Origin of the sequence: Pantoea sp. Ap-870 (assembly GCF_011752515.1) — a bacterium.
Classification (GTDB): Bacteria; Pseudomonadota; Gammaproteobacteria; order Enterobacterales; family Enterobacteriaceae; genus Pantoea; species Pantoea dispersa.
Genome location: NZ_VWXG01000003.1, coordinates 295,906 through 317,493, shown reverse-complemented (window position 1 = coordinate 317,493; position 21,588 = coordinate 295,906). Strand labels below are relative to the sequence as shown.

21 protein-coding genes and 3 pseudogenes are annotated in these 21,588 nt (G+C 52.5%); 15 read left to right on the top strand and 9 right to left on the bottom strand.

What is annotated here, in order from left to right; translation table 11 throughout:
• Positions 1 to 146 precede the first annotated feature (146 nt).
• The 12 genes and pseudogenes from F3J41_RS10590 to F3J41_RS10530 all read left to right on the top strand — a co-directional run bounded on the left by F3J41_RS10590 (position 147) and on the right by F3J41_RS10530 (position 7,658).
• The gene (locus F3J41_RS10590; RefSeq protein ID WP_166711041.1) at positions 147 to 398 is read left to right on the top strand and encodes a hypothetical protein; all 252 of its coding nucleotides are present in this window, start codon (positions 147 to 149) and stop codon (positions 396 to 398) included.
• A 114-nt stretch (positions 399 to 512) separates the two neighbouring features.
• Positions 513 to 1,253, top strand: a pseudogene (locus tag F3J41_RS10585) (RHS repeat domain-containing protein); the annotation flags it as partial.
• Positions 1,254 to 1,263: 10 nt separating this feature from the next.
• Entirely contained in the window at positions 1,264 to 1,614 is a 351-nt protein-coding gene (locus F3J41_RS10580; protein WP_058776732.1) for a hypothetical protein, read from the top strand.
• Positions 1,615 to 2,250: 636 nt separating this feature from the next.
• A pseudogene (locus F3J41_RS23430) lies at positions 2,251 to 2,361 on the top strand (RHS repeat-associated core domain-containing protein); the annotation flags it as partial.
• Positions 2,362 to 2,656: 295 nt separating this feature from the next.
• Positions 2,657 to 3,091 carry a type IV secretion protein Rhs gene (locus F3J41_RS23425; RefSeq protein ID WP_247656274.1) on the top strand — a complete coding sequence of 145 codons (435 nt, stop codon included), beginning with the start codon at positions 2,657 to 2,659 and terminating at the stop codon, positions 3,089 to 3,091.
• Between the two features lie 356 nt (positions 3,092 to 3,447).
• A complete protein-coding gene (locus F3J41_RS10560; RefSeq protein WP_166711039.1) occupies positions 3,448 to 3,645 on the top strand; it encodes a hypothetical protein in 198 nt (65 codons plus the stop codon).
• A gap of 111 nt (positions 3,646 to 3,756) precedes the next feature.
• A pseudogene (locus tag F3J41_RS10555) lies at positions 3,757 to 4,125 on the top strand (RHS repeat-associated core domain-containing protein); the annotation flags it as partial.
• Between the two features lie 98 nt (positions 4,126 to 4,223).
• The gene (locus F3J41_RS10550; protein WP_166711035.1) at positions 4,224 to 4,427 is read left to right on the top strand and encodes a hypothetical protein; all 204 of its coding nucleotides are present in this window, start codon (positions 4,224 to 4,226) and stop codon (positions 4,425 to 4,427) included.
• 2 nt (positions 4,428 to 4,429) lie between these two features.
• The gene (locus F3J41_RS10545) at positions 4,430 to 4,768 is read left to right on the top strand and encodes a hypothetical protein (RefSeq protein ID WP_166711033.1); all 339 of its coding nucleotides are present in this window, start codon (positions 4,430 to 4,432) and stop codon (positions 4,766 to 4,768) included.
• Positions 4,769 to 5,472: 704 nt separating this feature from the next.
• Positions 5,473 to 6,078: a hypothetical protein gene (locus F3J41_RS10540; RefSeq protein WP_166711031.1), complete on the top strand. Its 606-nt coding sequence runs from the start codon at positions 5,473 to 5,475 to the stop codon at positions 6,076 to 6,078.
• 469 nt (positions 6,079 to 6,547) lie between these two features.
• Entirely contained in the window at positions 6,548 to 6,859 is a 312-nt protein-coding gene (locus tag F3J41_RS10535) for a hypothetical protein (RefSeq protein WP_166711029.1), read from the top strand.
• 535 nt (positions 6,860 to 7,394) lie between these two features.
• On the top strand, positions 7,395 to 7,658 hold the full coding sequence (locus F3J41_RS10530; protein ID WP_146068797.1) for a hypothetical protein: 264 nt from the start codon (positions 7,395 to 7,397) through the stop codon (positions 7,656 to 7,658).
• A gap of 168 nt (positions 7,659 to 7,826) precedes the next feature.
• Here F3J41_RS10530 and F3J41_RS10525 read toward each other — a convergent pair whose 3' ends face one another.
• Complete coding sequence (locus tag F3J41_RS10525) at positions 7,827 to 8,501, bottom strand: YtjB family periplasmic protein (RefSeq protein WP_021506808.1); 675 nt, start codon at positions 8,499 to 8,501, stop codon at positions 7,827 to 7,829.
• Positions 8,502 to 8,608: 107 nt separating this feature from the next.
• Here F3J41_RS10525 and serB point away from each other — a divergent pair, with 107 nt between their 5' ends.
• From serB to nadR, 3 genes are all read left to right on the top strand, one after another.
• Complete coding sequence (gene serB / locus F3J41_RS10520; RefSeq protein WP_021506809.1) at positions 8,609 to 9,586, top strand: phosphoserine phosphatase; 978 nt, start codon at positions 8,609 to 8,611, stop codon at positions 9,584 to 9,586.
• Between the two features lie 13 nt (positions 9,587 to 9,599).
• On the top strand, positions 9,600 to 10,982 hold the full coding sequence (gene radA / locus F3J41_RS10515; RefSeq protein WP_021506810.1) for a DNA repair protein RadA: 1,383 nt from the start codon (positions 9,600 to 9,602) through the stop codon (positions 10,980 to 10,982).
• 311 nt (positions 10,983 to 11,293) lie between these two features.
• Positions 11,294 to 12,520, top strand: coding sequence for a multifunctional transcriptional regulator/nicotinamide-nucleotide adenylyltransferase/ribosylnicotinamide kinase NadR (nadR, locus tag F3J41_RS10510; protein WP_010618490.1), 1,227 nt, complete (start codon positions 11,294 to 11,296; stop codon positions 12,518 to 12,520).
• 49 nt (positions 12,521 to 12,569) lie between these two features.
• On the opposite strand, the gene ettA is transcribed toward nadR, so the two are convergent.
• The 8 genes from ettA to F3J41_RS10470 form a co-directional block, all read right to left on the bottom strand.
• Positions 12,570 to 14,237, bottom strand: coding sequence for an energy-dependent translational throttle protein EttA (ettA, locus tag F3J41_RS10505; RefSeq protein WP_071813584.1), 1,668 nt, complete (start codon positions 14,235 to 14,237; stop codon positions 12,570 to 12,572).
• 116 nt (positions 14,238 to 14,353) lie between these two features.
• Positions 14,354 to 15,118, bottom strand: a complete 765-nt coding sequence (deoR, locus tag F3J41_RS10500; RefSeq protein ID WP_058757230.1) for a DNA-binding transcriptional repressor DeoR — start codon at positions 15,116 to 15,118, stop codon at positions 14,354 to 14,356.
• A 113-nt stretch (positions 15,119 to 15,231) separates the two neighbouring features.
• Entirely contained in the window at positions 15,232 to 15,930 is a 699-nt protein-coding gene (gene urtE / locus F3J41_RS10495) for an urea ABC transporter ATP-binding subunit UrtE (RefSeq protein ID WP_166711027.1), read from the bottom strand.
• 1 nt (position 15,931) lies between these two features.
• The gene (urtD, locus tag F3J41_RS10490) at positions 15,932 to 16,723 is read right to left on the bottom strand and encodes an urea ABC transporter ATP-binding protein UrtD (RefSeq protein WP_166711025.1); all 792 of its coding nucleotides are present in this window, start codon (positions 16,721 to 16,723) and stop codon (positions 15,932 to 15,934) included.
• Complete coding sequence (gene urtC, locus F3J41_RS10485) at positions 16,716 to 17,792, bottom strand: urea ABC transporter permease subunit UrtC (protein WP_058757138.1); 1,077 nt, start codon at positions 17,790 to 17,792, stop codon at positions 16,716 to 16,718. The genes urtD and urtC overlap by 8 nt, the downstream gene beginning before the upstream one ends.
• Positions 17,792 to 19,357 carry an urea ABC transporter permease subunit UrtB gene (gene urtB, locus F3J41_RS10480; RefSeq protein WP_166711023.1) on the bottom strand — a complete coding sequence of 522 codons (1,566 nt, stop codon included), beginning with the start codon at positions 19,355 to 19,357 and terminating at the stop codon, positions 17,792 to 17,794. The genes urtC and urtB overlap by 1 nt, the downstream gene beginning before the upstream one ends.
• 221 nt (positions 19,358 to 19,578) lie before the next feature.
• On the bottom strand, positions 19,579 to 20,847 hold the full coding sequence (gene urtA / locus F3J41_RS10475; protein WP_031279577.1) for an urea ABC transporter substrate-binding protein: 1,269 nt from the start codon (positions 20,845 to 20,847) through the stop codon (positions 19,579 to 19,581).
• Positions 20,848 to 20,877: 30 nt separating this feature from the next.
• A complete protein-coding gene (locus tag F3J41_RS10470) occupies positions 20,878 to 21,579 on the bottom strand; it encodes a GntR family transcriptional regulator (protein WP_166711021.1) in 702 nt (233 codons plus the stop codon).
• Positions 21,580 to 21,588: the final 9 nt, after the last annotated feature.

Sequence of the window (21,588 nt, the reverse complement as noted above, 5' to 3'; positions counted from 1 at the left end):
ATGCTTCTAAAGGTGATAAATGTACATACTATGACCAGATAGACCATACTGAAAATATACGAAGTGTGTCTCCAAAGCCTTTTGCTCATGAAAACAATTATCGTATGTTTGATATTGATGGTAATTATAAGTAAGGCGGTAGTGTTTTGAGTATTCAACCTCAACGCGGTGATATAATTAATAAAATATCAAATATATTAGCAGGTGACGCAAATAGAGATGATGTGTCTGAATGGGCACTTAATATTTTCGATGATGACTCATTAAGATTATATGACCCCATAGTTTTAAAATATCTGAAATTGCCAGGAGCTGTTGATTTACCTTCTTCAGATCGGGATTTTTTATATACGGATGATGATCTTCGCCACTGGATAATTGAAATCGAGAATCAATAATACTAGCCGGAAGCGATCTAGACGATCCTTCCGGCTTTTTCTCTTTAGCTGGCAGTTGTCAGGATCCGGCTGACCTATCCAACCTTCACCGTCATTCTGTGACCCATCCCTAACTCCATCTCACAAGGTGAAACGGAGCACGCAGCGCAGGTACACTGGTATCACAATGACGTTGCAGGCATGCCGCGTGAGCTGACCAGTGCGGATGGTAGTGTAGCGTGGCGGGCAGAGTACCGGGCGTGGGACAACACGGTGCGGGTAGAGCATGCGCAGACGCGCCATGCCGAGCCGGTACACCAGCCGCTGCGCTATCAGGGCCAGTACTACGATGCAGAAACGGGTTTGCACTATAACCGGTTCCGCTACTATGATCCGGATGCGGGACGGTTCATCAGTCAGGACCCGATAGGGCTGGCGGGTGGGCTAAATCTTTATCAGTATGCGCCGAACCCGCTGAACTGGATCGACCCGCTGGGGTTAAGAAAATGTGATCCTGAAAAATGGGATGTAAGTTCTCATCAAAGTAATAAAAATGCTGTTAAAGGTAAAAATCTTGGACTGGACTCTCATCATGTTGGTCAGAAGAATATTATGAAAGATCTGGTTGAAGGATATGATCCTGCGACAGCTCCAGCCATATTAGTTCCTCGATTCGGCCACACCGTATCTAAAGAAGGATTAGGCATTGTATCCAGAAGTAAAATAAATACCAAGACTGGATTACCATTTGCAAATGCCAGAGATGTCGTAGCGAGGGATATAAGGGAGTTAAGAAGGGTATATCCTGAGATACCAAATATTAAACTTCAGGAACTTATCAAATTGAACAAGTCTATGTATCCTGAATTAAGATAAAGAGGCATGTATGAATCTTGACGAACAAGTAGTTAATGCTATCTTCAAAGAGTTGTTTGAAGATAACTCCGAGCGTTATAGGCAGTCTCTCAGCAAACCAGTAAATAATGATACTGATACCTATGGTAAAGCAAGAAATGCTCTGGCTAATCTAAGTCAGGCAGAAAAGGAATGTATATTTAAATTTATAGATCTCGCGATCGCCGATAGTGCTTCGGTCATATTAGGTACTCTGGATGGTTCTCATTACCCTGATAATATTGATGGTGATTTTATTGTGACCTATAAAGATGATGAAATACAAGGAAGCCTGCAAGATATATTTATAGAAAAAGCTGAAAGTAAAGGTATATATAATTAAAAAAAGCCGGAAGCGATCTTAACGATCCTTCCGGCTTTTTATTAAAAATCTTGGTGGAATGGATCATATCCAGCCGATGCGAAATGGTAATTTCAGAAGCTCTTTCCCTAAAGACATGACATGGCATCATGTTGACATGCCTGCCACACCACAACTTGCTGATTTTAATAGTTATAAAAGTTAGTACAAGATTTATCATCCTGATGGTGCCGGGGGTGTAACAAATGGCGTGGCGGAACAAAATGCAGAAAATAAAGGAGGTTAAATGATTGCTATTTAATATTTTGATGAGATGCTAAAGAAATACAAAGAGCTTCCAGATGTAGGTTGGCTATATGTGGACAGTTCATTTGATACGGAGTCTAGGGACGATATTTATAATGGAAAGTATTATCATTAAGAGAATGAAGATGAAGAAATTGATTTTGTAAATTAATATGATGCTTTTTTAGACGCTCCAATGTTTACTGCTTTAATCGAAAATTACCTTGTAAAAAGCCCTGGTTCGACGAAAGTCGATCTTTTCGAAGCCACGTTTTGTTATCTTGAAAATGATGACTTCTTAATGGACTAAAAAAATGGAGGCGATCTCAACATTCCCTCCGGCTTTTTCTTTTAAGCTGCCATGTTCTGTATGCGGGGCGGTTCATCAGTCAGGACCCGATAGGGTTGGCGGGTGGGCTGAATCTTTATCAGCATGCGCTGATCTCGCTGAACTGGATCGACCCGCTGGGGTTGACTAAGTGTAAGGATAGTTTGAGCAAGCCAGAAACAAAGCACTAAAGTGGCTTGAAGAAAGAGGCTTCAAGGCTGAAAAAGTTAACACAGGGAAGTTTGGATCTACCAGAGGCAAGCCTGTAGGAATGACGACTTCAGATGGTAAAACCGGATTCAGAATAGAATATGATGAGCGTAGTGGCGCTCATATAAATGTACTCAGCGGTAAAGAAAAAGGTGAGCATTATCTATTTGAAGCTACGGAGTCATCGGTGAAAAGACTGCAGAGATTATTTGACTTGCCATCAAAATTATGGAGAGCAAAGTGACTTTAGAACAGGATGTGTTATCAGATATGGATGGCTTTTCTCCAAGGCCAATAATTATTAATGAATGGGAGCCTGTTGCGGATATTCTTTCTGAAGCTTTTCAATGGAAAGGTTCAAAAATTGATTGGGGTTCTTTATTAAGACATGCTGAACGACCAATTAAATTTGATTCCATGCAGGTTGATTTTGATGTTAAAGAGTTCATAAAAGATAGTAGCTTATATGAATTCTTAAACAAAAAGGATAAAATTTACTATATCAATGATTCCTCACTTGATTTTGCGGTTTCTCTGGAACCGAAGATTTTCCCTGAGTTTGTGGTTTATGTGATTCACAATATTCCTCAGCATCACTATTTTTTTGACGAAAGTGCAAAATGGTGCTTAGCTATCACTTCTGAAGGTTATATTGATTTCGGTGTTAGGAATTAGTTATTGCAGCCATTAATTTTGATTAGAGCCTGTAAGTAATTATTTATAACAGCCCAATGCTTAAAGGTTAGCGCTCATGGGTCTACATTATTCAATGATCTGAAATTCATTGCCTGTCGCCAGTACTGAATCGGCAACTCTATTTTTGACGCATCCTTCATAGTCAGATAAATAGTATTTTGCACTGATTTATTAGTAGAGAACACCTGGCCTTTCTTTATATGTGCTTGGATCATGCTGTTTAACTATCCGATAGCGTTAGTTGTATTGATAGCTTTGGGCTTATCCGGCGGATAATTGATTAACATTTTATCAGGTTTAGTATTGGGTCGGGCTTATCATTTTTGAGGCTGAATATGCAAAGAAAAGAACTTATAGAGTTAATTGAAAAAATCCAGCGTGGTGAAGGCACAGAAGAAGAAGCGGATAATGATATTGACTTTCTTTGTAGAAGCGTTGCAGATCCTCAGGCTGCAAATTATATCTTCCAGGAAGATGTTAGTGCTGAGGAAATAGCTGATAAAATACTGGACTATAAACATATCCAGTTATAAAAAACGAAGCCGGAAGCGATCTGAATGATCCTTCCGGCTTTTTCTCTTTAGCTGGCAGTCGTCAGGATCAGGCTGACCTATCCAACCGTCATTCTGAGACCCATCCCTAACTCCATCTCACAAGGTGAAACGGAGCACGCAGCGCAGGTACACTGGTATCACAATGACTTTGCAGGCATGCCGCGTGAGCTGACCAGTGCGGATGATAGTGTAGCGTGGCGGGCAGAGTACCGGGCGTGGTGCAACACGGCGCGGTTAGAGCATGCCCAGACGCGCCATGCTGAGCCGGTATACCAGCCGCTGCGCTATCAGGGCCAGTACTACGATGCAGAAACGGGTTTGCACTATAACCGGTTCCGCTACTATGATCCGAATGCGGGGCGGTTCATCAGTCAGGACCCGATAGGGCTGGCGGGTGGGCTGAATCTTTATCAGTATGCACCGAACCCGCTCAGTTGGATTGATCCGCTGGGGTTGTCAGCAGCACATCAAGGACGAATCCAGGCATAAGGCATGTCCCTTGAAAATCTGTTTCATGGAGCCAAGAACACCCCCTTACGGCAGAGGATGCTAAGAAAATGATGATGGAGCTTAAGGGAAAGTTAAATAAACGTGATTTAGCGCTAAGAAAAGATGCATTCCAGAAGGCAGAAAAATTCATAACTATTGCTAGTAAATGTGGAGAAGCTGATGCACCTGTAAGTAAAACATTTATGGTTAAAGACACTAAGCATGAACGCGTTGATATTGAAATTATTTCTGGGAAGGCATTTTTGGAGTGAATATGTTTAATAATTACCTTGTTGATGTGAATGAATATTTGGAACTAGAGTCTTCATTGCAAAATTTCTTTTTAAGCATTGTGAACAATAGAAACACAGTGGACTGCCCATATTACAATACCACCTTTTCAAATGGAACGCCGTTAATGGATGGTGATCCTATATTTTCAGCGAGAAAGAAAAATAATGGCGAGATCATTAAGATTGTTTTAGATGAAGGTACTGATTCAATTAGCGAGTTTGATAAGCAAGTAGATGGTTCTTCCATCCATGTTATAGTTGCTAATGTTTCTGCTTTGGAGCTAATTAAAAAAAGAATTGTCAATTGGTACGTGGATTAAGAAGTATCTAAAGGAAAATGATATATGGCTGTATAAATTAGAAGTGATAATGATGAACTAAATAGATATTCAATTCTTAATACTGGAGACATTATTACCTAAAGATGATGTCAGTTTTGGATGTGAATGATTTTTTTATTTTGCTGAAATGATTAAATTACAGAAATAATCATCGCAAAACAGTCCAGTGTTGAAAGAAATTAAAAAAATGATTGTTTTTTGCTCTGCGCCAGTAATAATTATGAAGACTCTCGACTTGCGGGTGTTTGATATTGGCTTCAAAGCGAGGTCAGGTTTATGAGTTTTAGTCTAAAAGTTTCAGTGAACTACGAACGAAACTAGCACCATGATTCATAATTTAGCCGAATAGCATTCTAAGACCCGATAGGGCTGGCGGGGGCTTTATCTTTATCAGTATGCGCCGAACCCGCTGGCATGGATTGATCCCCTGGGTCTTTCAAAATGCCACTTAGATAATCCTAAGAAAAAAGTAAACAGTGCTGAAATAGGCGATATAGTAAGGACTCCATCATCACATCCTGAAGATTTTGTTAAAGTAAAAGGTGGGAATTATAAGAATAATCATACAAATGAAATATGGAGTAAAAGTAATACATCGCATAGTGATAAACAAGGTGAATGGAAAGTTGTTATAGGTAAAGCGGAACCAAAGCCAAGGCATAAAATAACTATAGGTATGAGTGATGGAAAGATCATTAAAATCGATAAGTAGCCTCTCACTAAATGAAATTAATTTCTCTGGATTTAGATTGTCCAAAAGTTGGGTCGGTTTTTTTGAAAAAAAAGATTCTTTTTCATATCCTCTAATTGACGAGGCTATTTCTTTATTCGAAGATTTTTTTGGTAAAGAGGATGAAGGTGTAATTGTTATTGCAGCTCTTTCATTTAATGATGAAAGAGAGGATGATAAAGAAACGATTGATAATTATCAGGCTTTATATGAGGAGATGAAAGATAAAAAATTACTTTTGCCAATGACCGAAGAGTTTGAAAGTTATCTTTATGGTGATTCTTGTTTGCCGGCTTTTTCACTCAGCTTAAGTAAAAAAAGTCATGACTTCAGAGGCCTATCAAGATTGATGATGTGTCATGCTGGAGTTGTTGGTCAGGTTTGTTTTTATATTAATCTGGATTTAAATGTGGCCATTTATCCACATGATGATGTCGGATTTGGGTGTGTTGCTCTTAACGAGGAATATAAAAAATGTGAAGAGTTTCTGCATTATTGTGCGAAAAATGAATCGTTCAATGTTTTTATTGATAGCGATAATGGATTGGTAAAATTATGATTGTTGATGTATTCGCAAACTTATTCTTAACTTGCTTGCCCAGAACTGTATGGATAATTGGCTGTGAGTGTAAATAATAACGCCAGGACGCCATTGATTAAGCTATTATAACTCGTGTGAGGCTATTGGTATTATAAAGGTGTGAGAGATATAAAGTAACGCCATTGTAGTGACGAGGCTGGTTTTGGTCTTGATGTTTTACGGTAATCTTTATTTAATTAAGTAATGATGATTATAACTTTCATTAGTTGATTTTTTTTGCTTTTTTTAGTGCGTTTTTATCATCATTGATAAATGGTTTTTTACGGGTATTTAGTCTTTAGAGTAATTGTCTAACCGATATTTTATTGAAACACATGCCCCAAACTTAAGCCTCAATAAATTCGTAATCAACGGTGTCATAATGATGAATTAACTGTTAATGGTGATATTTAAATTAATGACTACATAATGATTAAAGGAAATGATAATGTCGCACATTAAAAAGAAAATCTATTTAACAGAGGCTGAGGCAATTGATTTATATAAGGAGATTGATTATATATTGGTGTCATTAAATAATATAGCTCATTATTATTATAATGAATCAACAATCAATGAGGAGAAGCGAAGAGCGTATGAGCGAGAAACTACCAATTTCATTGATGACAATGATATTACTACATTGTTATCGAAGATGAGAGGAATCATTGGAGGTAAATTTGACCGTGAGCCTGGAGAGGATGATATGGACGATTTGGAGAGAGCTACTGAAAACACTAAATATTGGGAAGGTCCATAATTATCAGAGTGTTAGCATAAAATTTAATTCAAACTATCCTTATGTCGATACATTGCTATATCTTTTCGGGTAAGGATAGTGCTACAACTCTCCATAAATTTTAAGAGTAGTAGATGATCAGTTAGATCTAACCGGTGGTTTAAACATTAAAACCTGTGTGCCTGATTATTAAAGCTGGATCGATTCGCGGATTTTACCAAATAAACGCTACGAAAAGAAAATAGTTTTAACAATTCGATCTATTAATGGAAATTTAAAGATTATTATACTCAGCGTGATATTTTAGCGCTGATGTCATAAGATGATTGCAAAATAGTCGTCACAGTTGTTATTGTGATAATAAATTTCCCTATTATGCCAAAAACTAACAATCCGTCATGACTGGAGAGTAATCATAATTAATCTATTAGAACTTAAGGCCCCGAAGTGGAGGTTCTGCAGCTGCTCAGGGCGCTGGATATCCTGGCTTAGGATATCAAGCTGTGGTTTCAAATCTCCCCAGAACATGGGTTGTTAAAACTATGAGGGTTCCCTGGTGAATGCTTTAAATGAATTAATGAGATCGCTCGAAAAAATAATAGTTGAGCTTAATGCGAATGGTAAAATTGAGTCAGCGATTTTTTTCACTATTCGTTATAATGAAATAATTAAGTATGGTGATGATTTTTCTCTTGAAATAGTTGAAACACTATCAACATGCAGAGCTATGTCTCAATATGCTAATTTCTCCCAGAAAGAAGAAATGCTGCTTGATGATGTCGTAGATAGTGCAATAGCGATTAAAATTAAGGTCCCATAATAGTAGCCGGACGCAATCTTAACGATCCTTCCGGCTTTTTCTCTTTAGCTGCCAGTCGTCAGGATCAGGCTGTCCTGTCCAACCTTCACCGTCACTCTGTATCCCATCCCAGCCAGCCACTTTCCGGCAACATTAACCTACACGTGCTTCTATAGAGAGTTATCTGCCTCAACCCTCTTTCCTCTCAGTCTCCACACTCTCCGCCGCCGTCTCTTCCTCTTTATCCTCTTTCACGGTTCTGCTGGCCGTCAGCAGGAACGGTGATTGCTGCCAGCGGGTGCGGCGGTCGCGCAGCAGGGTACGGGTCAGGATAATGCCGATCGCCAGCGCCAGCAGCATCATCAGGCGCAGAATATTGGTGGTGTTATCTACCTGACGCGATTCCGTCACCAGCACATGGGTATCCAGCGTAATACGCAGAAAACCCTGCGGACCCTCTTTCCCTTCCAGCGGCTGGACAATCTGATGATTGAAATAGCTACCGGCACGTTTACCGTCGAGCGCCAGGCGGTCGCGCACATTAATACTCTCGCCACTGTGGGCCACCAGGCTGCCGTCGTCGGCATAGACCGAAGCGTCCAGCACACGGCTGTTATCCGTCATCTGATTCAGGATGGCTTCAATCTGCGTGCGGTTATCGTCGCTGTTATCCATGAGCGGTTTCAGGCTGAACGCCACCTGGCGCGTCAGCGTGTGCGCCAGCTCCTCGACCTGCTCGGAACGGGCCATCTGATGGCCAAGACTAAACCATGACGCGCCCTGCATCAGCACCACTAATAGCGCCAGCGAGATAAGAACGATCACCGTGCGATGCAGGCGAAATTTCAGTGCGGTTTTGACCATCAGAAACCCGTGTGACGTAACAGCAGAAAGGCTGGCAATTATGTTGCCAGAACCCGCGCAGACAAGGTAGCCTCTTGCGTGGTTTTGTTGTCCCTACAGGAGCTGTAATGCCAAATCGTCTTACCTGGTGCGATCTGCCCGCCGATGTCTCTCTTTGGCCGGGTTTACCCCTTTCCCTGAGCGGTGATGAAGTGATGCCGCTGGATTACCGTGCCGGTCGGACTGGCTGGTTACTGTATGGGCGCGGGCTCGATAAACAAAAACTGACCGATTATCAGCATCAGCTGGGCGCGGCGATGGTGATCGTCAGCGCGTGGAATGTCGATGAGTATCAGGTAATCCGGCTGGCGGGCTCGCTGACACCGCGTGCCAGCAAGCTGGCGCATGAGGCTGGCTTTGATGTGGCGCCGCTCGGCAAAATCCCCCATCTGAAAACGCCAGGGCTGCTGGTCATGGACATGGATTCCACCGCCATCCAGATCGAGTGTATCGATGAGATCGCCAAACTGGCGGGCTGCGGCGAGCAGGTGGCGGAAGTGACGGAACGCGCGATGCGCGGCGAGCTGGATTTTAAAGCCAGCCTGCGCGAACGCGTGGCGAAGCTGGCCGGCGCTGACGCCAATATCCTGAAGCAGGTGCGCGACACGCTGCCGCTGATGCCGGGCCTGACCACGCTGGTGCACAAGTTGCAGGCGCTGGGCTGGCAGGTGGCGATTGCCTCGGGCGGGTTCACCTTCTATGCCGATCACCTGCGGCAGACGCTGCATCTGGCCGCTGCGGTAGCCAACGAACTGGAAATGCGTGACGGTAAGCTGACCGGCGAAGTGCTGGGGCAAATCGTCGACGCGCAATTTAAAGCCGATACCCTGAACAGTCTGGCCCAGCGCTTTGACATCGCACCGGAACAAACCGTGGCGATTGGCGATGGTGCTAACGATCTGCCGATGATTAAAACGGCGGCGCTGGGTATCGCCTATCATGCTAAACCCAAAGTGAATGAGCAGACGGAAGTGATTATCCGCCACGCTGACCTGATGGGGGTGTTCTGCATTCTCACCGGCAGCCTGATTCACGAAGAGCGTTAACTGAGGATTTGATTTGGCCAAAGCGGCAAAACGCGCCTTCGTCTGTAACGAATGCGGCGCTGACTATCCGCGCTGGCAGGGGCAATGCAGCGCCTGTCACGCCTGGAACACCATTACCGAGGTGCGCATTGCCGCCTCGCCCGCGGCCGCGCGCAATGAGCGCCTGAGCGGCTATGCCGGTAGCGCCGGCACCAGCCGGGTGCAGAAGCTGTCGGAGATCAGTCTGGAAGCGCTGCCGCGTTTCTCGACCAGTTTTAAAGAGTTTGACCGCGTGCTGGGCGGTGGCGTGGTGCCGGGCAGCGCGATACTGATTGGCGGTAACCCTGGTGCCGGTAAATCAACCCTGCTGTTGCAGGTGATGTGTAAGCTGGCGGAAGGGATGAAAACCCTCTACGTCACTGGCGAAGAGTCGCTGCAGCAGGTGGCGATGCGCGCCCATCGTCTGGGATTGCCGACGGAAAACCTCAATATGCTGTCGGAAACCAGCATTGAGCAGATCTGCCTGATCGCCGAGCAGGAGCAGCCGAAGCTGATGGTGATCGACTCGATCCAGGTGATGCACATGGCGGAGATCCAGTCATCGCCGGGCAGCGTGGCGCAGGTGCGGGAAACCGCCGCTTACCTGACGCGCTTCGCCAAAACGCGCGGCGTGGCGATCATCATGGTCGGTCACGTCACCAAAGATGGCTCGCTGGCCGGGCCGAAGGTGCTGGAGCACTGCATCGACTGTTCGGTGCTGCTGGACGGCGATGCCGATTCGCGCTTCCGCACGCTGCGCAGCCACAAAAACCGCTTTGGTGCGGTGAATGAGCTGGGCGTCTTTGCCATGACCGAGCAGGGCATGCGCGAAGTCAGTAACCCGTCTGCTATCTTTTTGTCACGCGGCGATGAGATCACCTCCGGCAGTTCGGTGATGGTGGTCTGGGAGGGCACTCGCCCGCTGCTGGTTGAGATTCAGGCGCTGGTGGACCATTCGATGATGGGCAATCCGCGCCGCGTGGCGGTTGGGCTGGAGCAGAACCGTCTGGCGATTCTGCTGGCGGTGCTGCACCGGCACGGCGGCTTGCAGATGGCCGATCAGGATGTGTTTGTGAACGTGGTCGGCGGCGTCAAAGTCACCGAGACCAGTGCAGACCTGGCGCTGCTGCTGGCGATGGTGTCGAGCCTGCGCGATCGCCCGCTGCCGCAGGATCTGGTGATTTTTGGCGAAGTCGGGCTGGCCGGGGAGATTCGTCCGGTGCCGAGCGGCCAGGAGCGCATTTCCGAAGCGGCCAAGCACGGCTTTAAGCGCGCCATTGTGCCGGCAGGGAATGCGCCGAAGAAGGCGATTGACGGTATGAAGGTGTATAGCGCGAAGAAGCTGGCGGACGCGCTGGCGATTCTGGACGAGCTGTAAGGTGGGTTGTTGGGGAGGGGGTTTGGCTTGTGCTCCACCTTTTCCCTCACCCTAACCCTCTCCCGCTTACGGGAGAGGGAACCGTTCGCAGGGGCGGGAAGTACGGTACCAATCTGTTGTTAACCGCTCTGTTCAGGATTTTCCCCCTCTCCCGCTGGCGGGAGAGGGAACCGATCGGAGAGGCGGAAAGTACGGCGTTAATCTGCCATTTATCGCTCTGTTCAGGATTTTCCCCCTCTCCCGCGGGCGGGAGAGGGCCGGGGTGAGGGCCCGCGCGCACCATCCCTCTAATTCCATGCAGGAGGCACCACATGTCATCGTTTGACTATCTGAAAACCGCGATTCGCCAGCAGGGACACACATTGCAGCAGGTGGCTGATGCCAGCGGGATGACCAAAGGCTATCTGAGCCAGTTGCTGAATGCCAAAATCAAAAGCCCGAGCGCGCAGAAGCTGGAAGCGCTGCACCGTTTTCTCGGACTGGAATTCCCGCGTCGCGACAAAACCGTGGGCGTGGTGTTCGGTAAGTTCTATCCGCTGCACACTGGCCACATCTACCTGATCCAGCGCGCCTGTAGCCAGGTCGATGAGCTGCACATCATCATGGGCCATGACGATCCGCGCGATCGTCAGCTGTTTGAGAACAGCGCCATGTCGCAGCAGCCCACCATCAGCGATCGTCTGCGCTGGCTGCTGCAGACCTTCAAGTACCAGAAAAATATCCGTATCCATTCGTTCAACGAAGAGGGCATCGAGCCCTATCCGCACGGCTGGGACGTGTGGAGCGCCGGCGTGAAAACCTTCCTGGCGGAGCAGGGCATTGAGCCCGACTGCGTCTATACCAGCGAAGAACCGGATGCGCCGATGTATCAGCAGCATCTGGGTATTCCGGCGGTGGTGATCGATCCGCATCGATCGTTTATGAACATCAGCGGCAGCCAGATTCGTCAGGATCCGTTCCGCTACTGGGAGTACATCCCGACTGAAGTGAAGCCGTTCTTCGTGCGCACCGTGGCGGTGCTCGGCGGTGAATCGAGCGGTAAATCGACGCTGGTTAACAAGCTGGCCAACATCTTTAACACCACCAGCGCGTGGGAGTATGGCCGCGATTATGTCTTTTCGCACCTCGGCGGCGACGAGATGGCGCTGCAATACTCCGACTACGACAAAATCGCGCTCGGCCAGGCGCAGTACATCGATTTCGCCGTCAAATACGCCAACAAGGTGGCGTTTATCGACACTGACTTCATCACTACCCAGGCGTTCTGCCTTAAGTATGAAGGGCGCGAGCACCCGTTCGTGCAGGCGCTGATCGATGAGTACCGCTTTGACCTGGTGATTCTGCTGGAAAATAACGTGCCGTGGGTGGCCGACGGCCTGCGCAGCCTCGGCAGTTCGATGGATCGCCGCGAGTTCCAGTCGATGCTGGTCACCATGCTGCGTGAAAATCACATTGAATATGTGCACGTCAAAGAGGATGACTACGACACACGCTTCCTGCGCTGCGTCGAGCTGGTGAAGCAGATGCTGGGCAGCTAGCGCAGCACAACAAAAAAGGCGCCGCGGCGCCTTTTTGTTATCACAGCGATTACTTCGCCATGCGCTTGTACTTGATTCGCTTCGGCTCCAGCGCTTCGGCGCCGAGGGTGCGTTTCTTGTACTCTTCGTACTCGGTAAAGTTACCTTCGAAGAACTCCACCTTACCTTCATCCTGATAGTCGATGATGTGGGTGGCGATACGGTCGAGGAACCAGCGGTCGTGCGAGATCACCATCGCGCAGCCCGGGAACTCCAGCAGGGCGTTTTCCAGTGCGCGCAGGGTTTCGATATCCAGGTCGTTGGTTGGCTCATCAAGCAGCAGCAGGTTGCCGCCCACCTGCAGCAGTTTCGCCAGGTGCAGACGACCACGCTCACCGCCGGACAGTTCGCCGACGCGTTTGCCCTGATCGGTACCCTTGAAGTTGAAGCGGCCGACGTAAGCGCGGCTCGGCATTTCGGTGTTGCCGATGCGCATAATGTCCTGACCGCCAGAAACTTCTTCCCACACGGTTTTTGAATTATCCATCGCATCGCGGAACTGATCGACCGACGCCAGCTTCACGGTTTCGCCCAGCTCAATGCTGCCGGAATCCGGCTGCTCCTGGCCTGACATCATGCGGAACAGCGTCGATTTACCGGCGCCGTTAGGACCGATGATACCGACGATGGCGCCTTTCGGCAGCGAGAACGACAGATCGTCAATCAGCACGCGATCGCCATACGCTTTGCTCAGGTTCTTCACTTCCAGCACTTTGTCGCCGAGGCGCGCGCCAGGTGGAATGAACAGTTCGTTGGTCTCGTTACGTTTCTGATAATCGGTGTTGTTGAGCTCTTCAAAGCGCGCCAGACGGGCTTTGCCCTTAGACTGACGGCCTTTCGCGCCCTGGCGCACCCACTCCAGCTCTTTCTCGATCGATTTACGACGCGCCGCTTCCTGAGAAGCCTCCTGTGCCAGACGCTGATCTTTCTGCTCCAGCCATGAAGAGTAGTTGCCTTCCCATGGAATGCCTTCACCACGGTCCAGCTCCAGGATCCAGCCGGCAACGTTATCGAGGAAGTAACGGTCATGGGTGATGGCTACCACGGTGCCTTCGAAGTCGTGCAGGAAACGCTCCAGCCACGCGACGGATTCGGCATCCAGGTGGTTGGTCGGTTCGTCGAGCAGCAGCATGTCTGGCTTTTCCAGCAGCAGACGGCACAGCGCGACGCGGCGGCGTTCACCACCGGACAGGTTCGCGATTTTGGCATCCCACTCCGGCAGACGCATGGCATCGGCAGCGCGGTTCAGCTGGGTTTCCAGGTTGTGTCCGTCGTGTGCCTGGATCACTTCTTCCAGACGGCCCTGCTCAGCGGCCAGCTTGTCAAAGTCGGCATCCGGATCGGCGTACAGCGCGTACACTTCGTCGAGACGCTTCAGCGCGCCAACCACTTCCGCGACGGCTTCTTCCACCGACTCACGCACGGTGTGTTCCGGGTTCAGCTGAGGTTCCTGCGGCAGATAGCCGACTTTGATGCCCGGCTGCGGGCGCGCTTCCCCTTCGATATCTTTATCGATGCCGGCCATGATGCGCAGCAGGGTCGATTTACCCGCGCCGTTCAGGCCGAGTACGCCAATTTTGGCGCCAGGGAAAAAGCTAAGGGAGATATTCTTCAGAATGTGACGCTTCGGCGGAACCACTTTGCCGACGCGATGCATGCTATAGACGAATTGAGCCACGTTGTGATGAGCCTCTTGGTCTGTAATGGGTGGAACGTCAGATGCTGAAGTTTAGCCGTTTTCACCCGGCAATCACAGCCGCATTGCGCGCAATCTTCCGCAGCGGCGGAATAATGCTAGCCGCAGTGCAGGGTGAGCCTGGCCGCCTGCAGCACGGCGAGCAGCGCGGGCGGAGGCGGGCTGTCGCTGACCAGCATATCAAACAGCGAGAAGTCGCCAATGCGCGCCGGCAGTACCTTGCCGTACTTGCTGCTGTCGCCGACCACGATTTTGGTCTGCGCCCGCTGCAGCGCCAGATGCTTGATGGGCAGTTCGTTGAGGTTATAACAGGTGGCGCCCTGCGCGGCGTCCATGCCGGCGGCAGAGATAAAGGCTTTATTGGGGCAGAGCGCATCCAGCACCGTGACCTGCTCGAGCGGGGTAAACACGGCGTTATCGGCGTGGAATTCGCCGCCGCACAGAATCACCCGACAGTGCGGCTTCTCTTTTAACGCCAGAAAGGTATTGATCGCGCTGCAGATGGCGGTGAAGGGCAGATCGTTATCGATCGCTTCTATCACCAGCGGCAACGTGGTGCCGCAGTCGAAAAACACCGTGTCGTTGGCCTGTACCAGCGCGGCAGCCCGCTGTGCCAGCAGACGTTTCTTGCTGACGTTGAGGTTTTGCTGGTCGCTGACAAAATAGTGCGCCACGTTCTGCCGCGGGTCGCGCATGACATAGCCACCCAGCAGCACCACGCCCTGCGTCGCGCCGGTTAAATCGCGGCGGATGGTCATTTCTGACACGCCCAGCAGTTGCGCGGCCTGTTTTAAGTGCAGGGTGTCGCTGTGTTTCAGCGCCTGCGCCAGCTTATTGATTCGTTCGTCGCGGCGGGTTTCCATCAGTAACAGTTCGCTCAACCTTCGCTGCGGCCGGAATGGCCGGGTGGAGGGTAAACATAAGTTTTTTCTTGCAGATTAACAACCTGTCTTCTGCCTGTCCGCCCGCCGCGCGGCTAAATCGCCACCAGCCCGCGCACGCCCTCGCTCTCCATATTCGCACCCGCGCCGCGCTGCACAATTTCGCCGCGCGACATCACCAGATAGCTGTCGGCCAGTTCGGCGGCGAAATCGTAAAACTGCTCGACCAGCAGGATCGCCATGTCACCGCGCTGCGCCAGCTGGCGAATCACCGCACCGATCTCTTTGATCACCGATGGCTGGATCCCTTCGGTCGGCTCATCGAGGATCAACAGCTGCGGCTGGCAGGCCAGCGCCCGGCCGATCGCCAGTTGCTGCTGCTGGCCGCCTGACAGATCGCCACCGCGCCGCGTTTTCATCTCGCGCAGCACCGGAAACAGCTGGTAGATCTCTTCCGGTACCCGGCTGGCCTGGGCGCCGGAGAAGCGCGCCAGCCCCATCAGCAGGTTCTCTTCCACCGTCAGACGCGGAAAAATTTCGCGCCCCTGTGGCACATAAGCGATACCGGCCTGCACGCGCTGGTGTGGCTTGCGCGTGTTAATCAGCTGGTTCTGCCAGCGAACCTCGCCGGATTTGACCGGAGTCAGCCCCATCAGACACTTCAGCAGCGTGGTTTTGCCCACGCCGTTGCGCCCCAGCAGGCAGGTGATCTCGCCCGGGCGAGCCTCAAACGACAGACCGCGCAGGATATGGCTGCCGCCGTAAAATTGATGCAGTTCTGCTACCTGTAACATCTCAGCGCCCCAGATATACGTCGATAACCCGATCGTCCGCCTGTACCTCGCGCAGCGATCCCTCAGCCAGCACCTGGCCCTGATGCAGCACCGTCACGTGGTCGGCAATGGTTTCCACAAAGCCCATGTCATGTTCCACCACCATCAGCGAGTGTTTGCCCGCCAGGCTGCGGAACAGCTCGGCGGTGTAGTCGGTTTCGGCATCGGTCATGCCAGCTGCCGGTTCGTCCAGCAGCAGCAGGTGCGGCTCCTGCACCAGCAGCATGCCGATTTCGAGAAACTGCTTCTGCCCGTGCGACAGCAGACCCGCCTGCCGCTGGCGTTCGCCGCCGAGCCGCAGCAGTTTCAGTACCTCGTCGATGCGATCGCGCTGCTCACCGCTAAGCCGGGCGCGCAGGCTGGCCCACACCGATTTATCGTTTTTCAGCGCGATCTCGAGGTTTTCAAACACCGTCAGCGCTTCAAACACCGTGGGTTTCTGAAACTTGCGGCCAATGCCGGCGCGGGCGATTTCGACCGGCGACAGCTGGCGCAGATCGGTATCCTGGTCGTAGATCACCTGGCCGCTGTCCGGCCGGGTTTTGCCGGTGATCACGTCCATCAGCGTGGTTTTTCCCGCGCCGTTCGGGCCGATCACGCAGCGCAACTCGCCGACGCCAATCTGCAATGACAGATCGGTCAGCGCGCGGAAGCCGTCAAACGAGACGTTGATGTTCTCCAGCAGCAGCACCGGATCGGTTTGCTGACGATGGCGATCCGCCTGGTGCGGTTGGGTAAACAGTTGCTCAGTCATGACGCCTCCGGCGCAGCAGGCCAATTACGCCACGCGGCAGGAACAGCGTGACCAGGATGAACATCAGGCCCAGGAAAAACAGCCAGTATTCCGGGAAGGCGACGGTGAACCAGCTTTTGGCACCGTTGACGATGGCCGCACCCAGCAGCGGGCCAATCAGCGTGCCGCGTCCGCCGAGCGCCACCCAAATCGCCGCTTCAATCGAGTTGGTCGGCGACATTTCACTCGGGTTGATGATGCCGACCTGCGGCACGTACAGCGCGCCGGCCAGCCCGCACAGCACGGCAGAGAGCGTCCAGACGAACAGCTTGAAGCCCTTCGGATCGTAACCAATAAACATCAGACGGTTTTCTGCATCACGCACCGCCGTCAGCACGCGACCAAACTTACTGCGCGCCAGGGCAAAGCCCAGCGCCAGGCTGAACAGCAGCAACAGCACGGTCGCGATAAACAGTGCGATACGCGTGCCGGTGGCGGTGACGCTGAAACCGAGCAGGGTAGTAAAACCGGTAAAGCCGTTGTTGCCACCAAAGCCGGTTTCGTTGCGGAAAAACAGCAGCATGCCGGCGTAAGTCAGCGCCTGCGTCATGATGGAAAAGTAGACGCCTTTGATTCTGGAGCGAAAGGCGAAGAACCCAAACAGCAGCGCCAGCAGGCCCGGCACCAGTACAATCAGGCACAGCGCCCAGAGAAAGTGCTGGCTGCCGGCCCAGAACCACGGCAGCTCATTCCACGACAGAAACGACATAAACGCCGGCAAACCGCTGCCTGCAGCCTGGCGCATCAGGTACATGCCCATGGCATAGCCGCCGAGGGCAAAAAACAGTCCGTGGCCGAGCGACAGCAGCCCGGCGTAGCCCCACACCAGATCCAGCGCCACCGCGACAATCGCATAGCAGAGGATTTTGCCCACCAGCGTCAGCGTATAGGTGGAGATCGCCAGCGGATGGCTGGCGGGCAGCAGGGCGCAGAACGGCAGCACCAGCAGCAGCGCGGTCACGATGACGCCGAGAATCAGGCTGAGGCGCGGCGCTTTGCGCACCGCGCGTAAGGTCAGTGGCTGGCTCATCAGTCAATCACCCTCCCTTTAACGGCAAACAGACCCTGGGGACGTTTCTGGATGAACAGTACAATCAGCACGAGGATCAGGATTTTGCCGAGCACCGCGCCAATCTGCGGCTCCAGCACTTTGTTAAGGATGCCGAGACCAAAAGCCGCCACCACGGTGCCGGCCAGCTGACCGACGCCACCGAGCACCACCACGAGGAATGAGTCGATGATGTAGCCCTGACCCAGTTCCGGTCCGACGTTGCCCAGCTGCGACAGCGCGACGCCGCCGAGTCCGGCAATGCCGGAACCGAGGCCAAACGCCAGCATATCGATGCGCCCGGTCGGCACGCCGCAGCAGTCGGCCATAGCGCGGTTCTGCGTGACCGCCCGCACATTCAGCCCCAGCCGGGTTTTATTCAGCAGCAGCCAGGTGAGCGCCAGCACCGCGATGACAAACAGGATTACCGCGATGCGGTTATACGGCAGCACCAGATTCGGCAGCAGCTGCCAGCCGCCGGACAGCCAGCCCGGGTTGGCCACTTCGAGGTTCTGCGCGCCAAACAGCATGCGCACCAGCTGAATCAGCATCAGGCTGATGCCCCAGGTGGCGAGCAGCGTCTCCAGCGGACGACCGTATAAGTGGCGGATAATGGTGCGTTCCAGCAGCATGCCCATTACGGCGGTGACGGCGAAGGCCACCGGCAGCGCCAGCAGCGGGTACCACGCCAGCCACTGCGGCGCAAACTGCTGGAACAGATTCTGCACCAGCCAGGTGGCGTAGGCGCCGAGCATCAGCATCTCGCCGTGCGCCATGTTGATTACGCCCAGCAGGCCGTAAGTGATCGCCAGGCCAAGCGCGGCCAGCAGCAGAATGGAGCCGAGCGACAGGCCGGTAAACGCCTGGCCGAGCCAGTCGCCCCACATCAGGCGCTGTTTGATGTGCTGCAGGCTGGCGGCCGCAGCGGCGCGCACCTGCGCATCGGGTTCGTTGCTGGCCTGGGTTAAACGCGTCAGGCTGGCCTGCATCGCCGGATCGCCCGATTCTCCGAGCAGCGTGACCGCTTTCAGGCGCAGCGCGGCGTCCGGGCTGGCGAGCTGCAGATTCGCGGCGGCCATCGCCAGCACCGCGTGCACCTTGCTGTCCTGTTCGGCGGCGAGGCGCTGTTCAATCAGCGGCAGCTGGTCAGGTGCGGCATCGTTTTGTAACTGTTGCGCCGCGCGCAGGCGAGTCGCCGCATCGTCACTCACCAGCTGGTGGGCGGCGAGGGCGCTGGCAATCAGCACGCGCAGCCGGTTGTTCATGAAGAGTTTTTTGGTTTCGCCGTCCGGCTGCCGGGCGCTGTCGAGCGGCAGAAACTGGTCAGCCTGCTTGCTGAACGGCTGTTTGTTCTGGTCGATAACCACGCTTTCATTGCGCAGCGCCTGCAGCAGCGGCAAGCGGCTGGCCTGCGGCGCCGCAGCCCACTGCTGCAGCAATGTCGCCTGCTGCGTGCGGCTGGCGGCGGCGAAGTCAGCGCCATCACCGGCCTGCGCCAGCCACGGCAGCAGTAATAGCAGGCAGCTAAGAATACGGCGGAGTGTCATGGTGATCATCCTGTTATGGTTAGGTTGGGTGCGGTGTGGCCCTCATCAGGGTTAGGGCGTTGTCTGGCCCTCACCCCGGCCCTCTCCCGGAGGGAGAGGGAGACGCTGCTACAGGTGAGTTCGGTAGCGGCGTGCTGGCTCGATCGGTTCCCTCTCCCGCCAGCGGGAGAGGGTTAGGGTGAGGGCCAGCGGGCCATAGGGCGAGGACCATCAGCCTCCCCTTATTGCGCCGACTTCACCGGGTAGTCCGGCTTCTTATCATTCCCGGCGATATACGGGCTCCACGGCTGGGCGCGTACCGGCTGTTCGGTCTGCCACACCACGTTGAACTGGCCGTTCTCCTCCACTTCACCAATCATCACCGGCTTGTGCAGATGGTGGTTGGTTTTGTCCATGGTCAGCGTAAATCCGTCCGGCGCTTTAAACGTCTGTCCGGCCATCGCGGCGCGCACTTTGTCCACATCGGTGGTGCCGGCTTTCTCTACCGCCTGCGCCCACATGTGCAGACCAACGTAGGTGGCTTCCATCGGATCGTTGGTCACTACGGTGCTGGCGTTCGGCAGGTTGTGCGCTTTGGCGTAAGCGCGGTAGTCGGCCACGAACTTCGCATTAGTCGGGTTATCCACTGACTCAAAGTAGTTCCACGCCGCCAGCTGACCGACCAGCGGTTTGGTGTCGATGCCGCGCAGCTCTTCTTCCCCCACCGAGAAGGCAATTACCGGAATGTCGGTTGCTTTAATGCCCTGGTTCGCCAGCTCTTTGTAGAACGGTACGTTGGAATCACCGTTGATGGTGGAGATCACCGCGGTTTTGCCACCGGCGGAGAATTTCTTGATATTGGACACGATGGTCTGGTAATCGCTGTAACCAAACGGCGTGTAAACCTCTTCGATATCCTTATCCTGCACGCCTTTGCTATGCAGGAAGGCGCGCAGAATCTTGTTGGTGGTGCGCGGATAGACATAGTCGGTGCCGAGCAGGAAGAAGCGTTTGGCGCTGCCGCCATCTTCGCTCATCAGATATTGCACCGCCGGGATCGCCTGCTGGTTCGGCGCGGCGCCGGTGTAGAACACGTTCGGCGACATCTCTTCGCCTTCGTACTGCACCGGATAGAACAGCAGGCCGTTCAGCTCTTCAAACACCGGCAGCACCGATTTGCGCGAGACCGACGTCCAGCAGCCAAACACCACCGCCACTTTGTCCTGAGTCAGCAGCTGGCGCGCTTTTTCGGCGAACAGCGGCCAGTTAGAGGCCGGATCGACCACCACCGGTTCCAGCTTCTTGCCCAGCACGCCGCCTTTGGCGTTAATCTCATCGATGGTCATCAGCGCCACATCTTTCAGCGGCGTTTCGGAAATCGCCATGGTGCCGGACAGCGAATGCATAATGCCGACTTTAATGGTGTCTGCCGCCTGTGCGGTAAAGGCGAAGCCCATGCTGGCAACGGTAGCGGAGAGCGCGAAAGCTTTAAGCAACGAACGTCGTTTCATCATTTAAACCCCTAACTGTGTTATCTGTTGTTATTCAATGGGTTGAAGCCGAGCCTGCTGTAACATATGCAACGTAATCTTCCTGACCTCGGCCTTACTGACGGCAATGTGGTCGGTTAAAATGCGCTGTGCCTCCTCGGTGTGTTGCTGAAAAATCGCCCGTAAGATCTGAGCGTGCTCGCGGTACGTGGCATCGACCCGGTCATCCCGCGTGAAGTCGAGACGGCGAATGATGCGGATTTTTTCTGTCAGCTCGGCGTGGATGCGCGCCATCTCCTGATTGCCTGCCGCGGCCACCAGCGCCATGTGAAAGGCTTCGTCGTGCGCCGATACCGCTTTACCGTCTTCCAGCCGGGCATCGTCGATCCAGAAGGTTTTCAGCGCGGTCAGGGTTTCCGCGCAGGCCAGCGGCGGCAGCGCGCACAGGCGGCGCACCGCTTCGCGTTCCAGCACGGTGCGGAAGTCGTACAGCTCCTCGAAGTAGGCGAAATCAAACGGCCGTACCTGCCAGCCGCTGCGAAACCACACCTCGACATAGCCTTCGCGCTCCAGCCAGAACAGTGCCTGACGCACCGGCGTGCGGCTCACCGCCAGCCGCTCGGCAATTTCGTTTTCGCTGAAGCGGTCACCCGGCATCAGACGGAATTCAAAGATGTCCTGCTTCAGCGCCTGATAAACCTTTTCGGCCAGCGCTTCGGGACGGCCTTTGTTGCGGGGCGCGCTACTGTTCATACCTGCTCC

Excerpts from the sequence above, each read along its gene's own strand:
- F3J41_RS10550 (WP_166711035.1), top strand. The coding sequence starts at position 4,224 with ATGATGATGGAGCTTAAGGGAAAGTTAAATAAACGTGATTTAGCGCTA.
- F3J41_RS10525 (WP_021506808.1), bottom strand. The coding sequence starts at position 8,501 with ATGGTCAAAACCGCACTGAAATTTCGCCTGCATCGCACGGTGATCGTT.
- urtE (WP_166711027.1), bottom strand. The coding sequence starts at position 15,930 with ATGTTACAGGTAGCAGAACTGCATCAATTTTACGGCGGCAGCCATATC.
- deoR (WP_058757230.1), bottom strand. The coding sequence starts at position 15,118 with ATGGAAACCCGCCGCGACGAACGAATCAATAAGCTGGCGCAGGCGCTG.
- F3J41_RS10560 (WP_166711039.1), top strand. The coding sequence starts at position 3,448 with ATGCAAAGAAAAGAACTTATAGAGTTAATTGAAAAAATCCAGCGTGGT.
- nadR (WP_010618490.1), top strand. The coding sequence starts at position 11,294 with ATGTCATCGTTTGACTATCTGAAAACCGCGATTCGCCAGCAGGGACAC.
- urtB (WP_166711023.1), bottom strand. The coding sequence starts at position 19,357 with ATGACACTCCGCCGTATTCTTAGCTGCCTGCTATTACTGCTGCCGTGG.
- F3J41_RS10540 (WP_166711031.1), top strand. The coding sequence starts at position 5,473 with ATGGAAAGATCATTAAAATCGATAAGTAGCCTCTCACTAAATGAAATT.
- urtA (WP_031279577.1), bottom strand. The coding sequence starts at position 20,847 with ATGAAACGACGTTCGTTGCTTAAAGCTTTCGCGCTCTCCGCTACCGTT.
- F3J41_RS10535 (WP_166711029.1), top strand. The coding sequence starts at position 6,548 with ATGTCGCACATTAAAAAGAAAATCTATTTAACAGAGGCTGAGGCAATT.
- serB (WP_021506809.1), top strand. The coding sequence starts at position 8,609 with ATGCCAAATCGTCTTACCTGGTGCGATCTGCCCGCCGATGTCTCTCTT.
- F3J41_RS10580 (WP_058776732.1), top strand. The coding sequence starts at position 1,264 with ATGAATCTTGACGAACAAGTAGTTAATGCTATCTTCAAAGAGTTGTTT.
- urtC (WP_058757138.1), bottom strand. The coding sequence starts at position 17,792 with ATGAGCCAGCCACTGACCTTACGCGCGGTGCGCAAAGCGCCGCGCCTC.
- F3J41_RS10545 (WP_166711033.1), top strand. The coding sequence starts at position 4,430 with ATGTTTAATAATTACCTTGTTGATGTGAATGAATATTTGGAACTAGAG.
- F3J41_RS10470 (WP_166711021.1), bottom strand. The coding sequence starts at position 21,579 with ATGAACAGTAGCGCGCCCCGCAACAAAGGCCGTCCCGAAGCGCTGGCC.
- urtD (WP_166711025.1), bottom strand. The coding sequence starts at position 16,723 with ATGACTGAGCAACTGTTTACCCAACCGCACCAGGCGGATCGCCATCGT.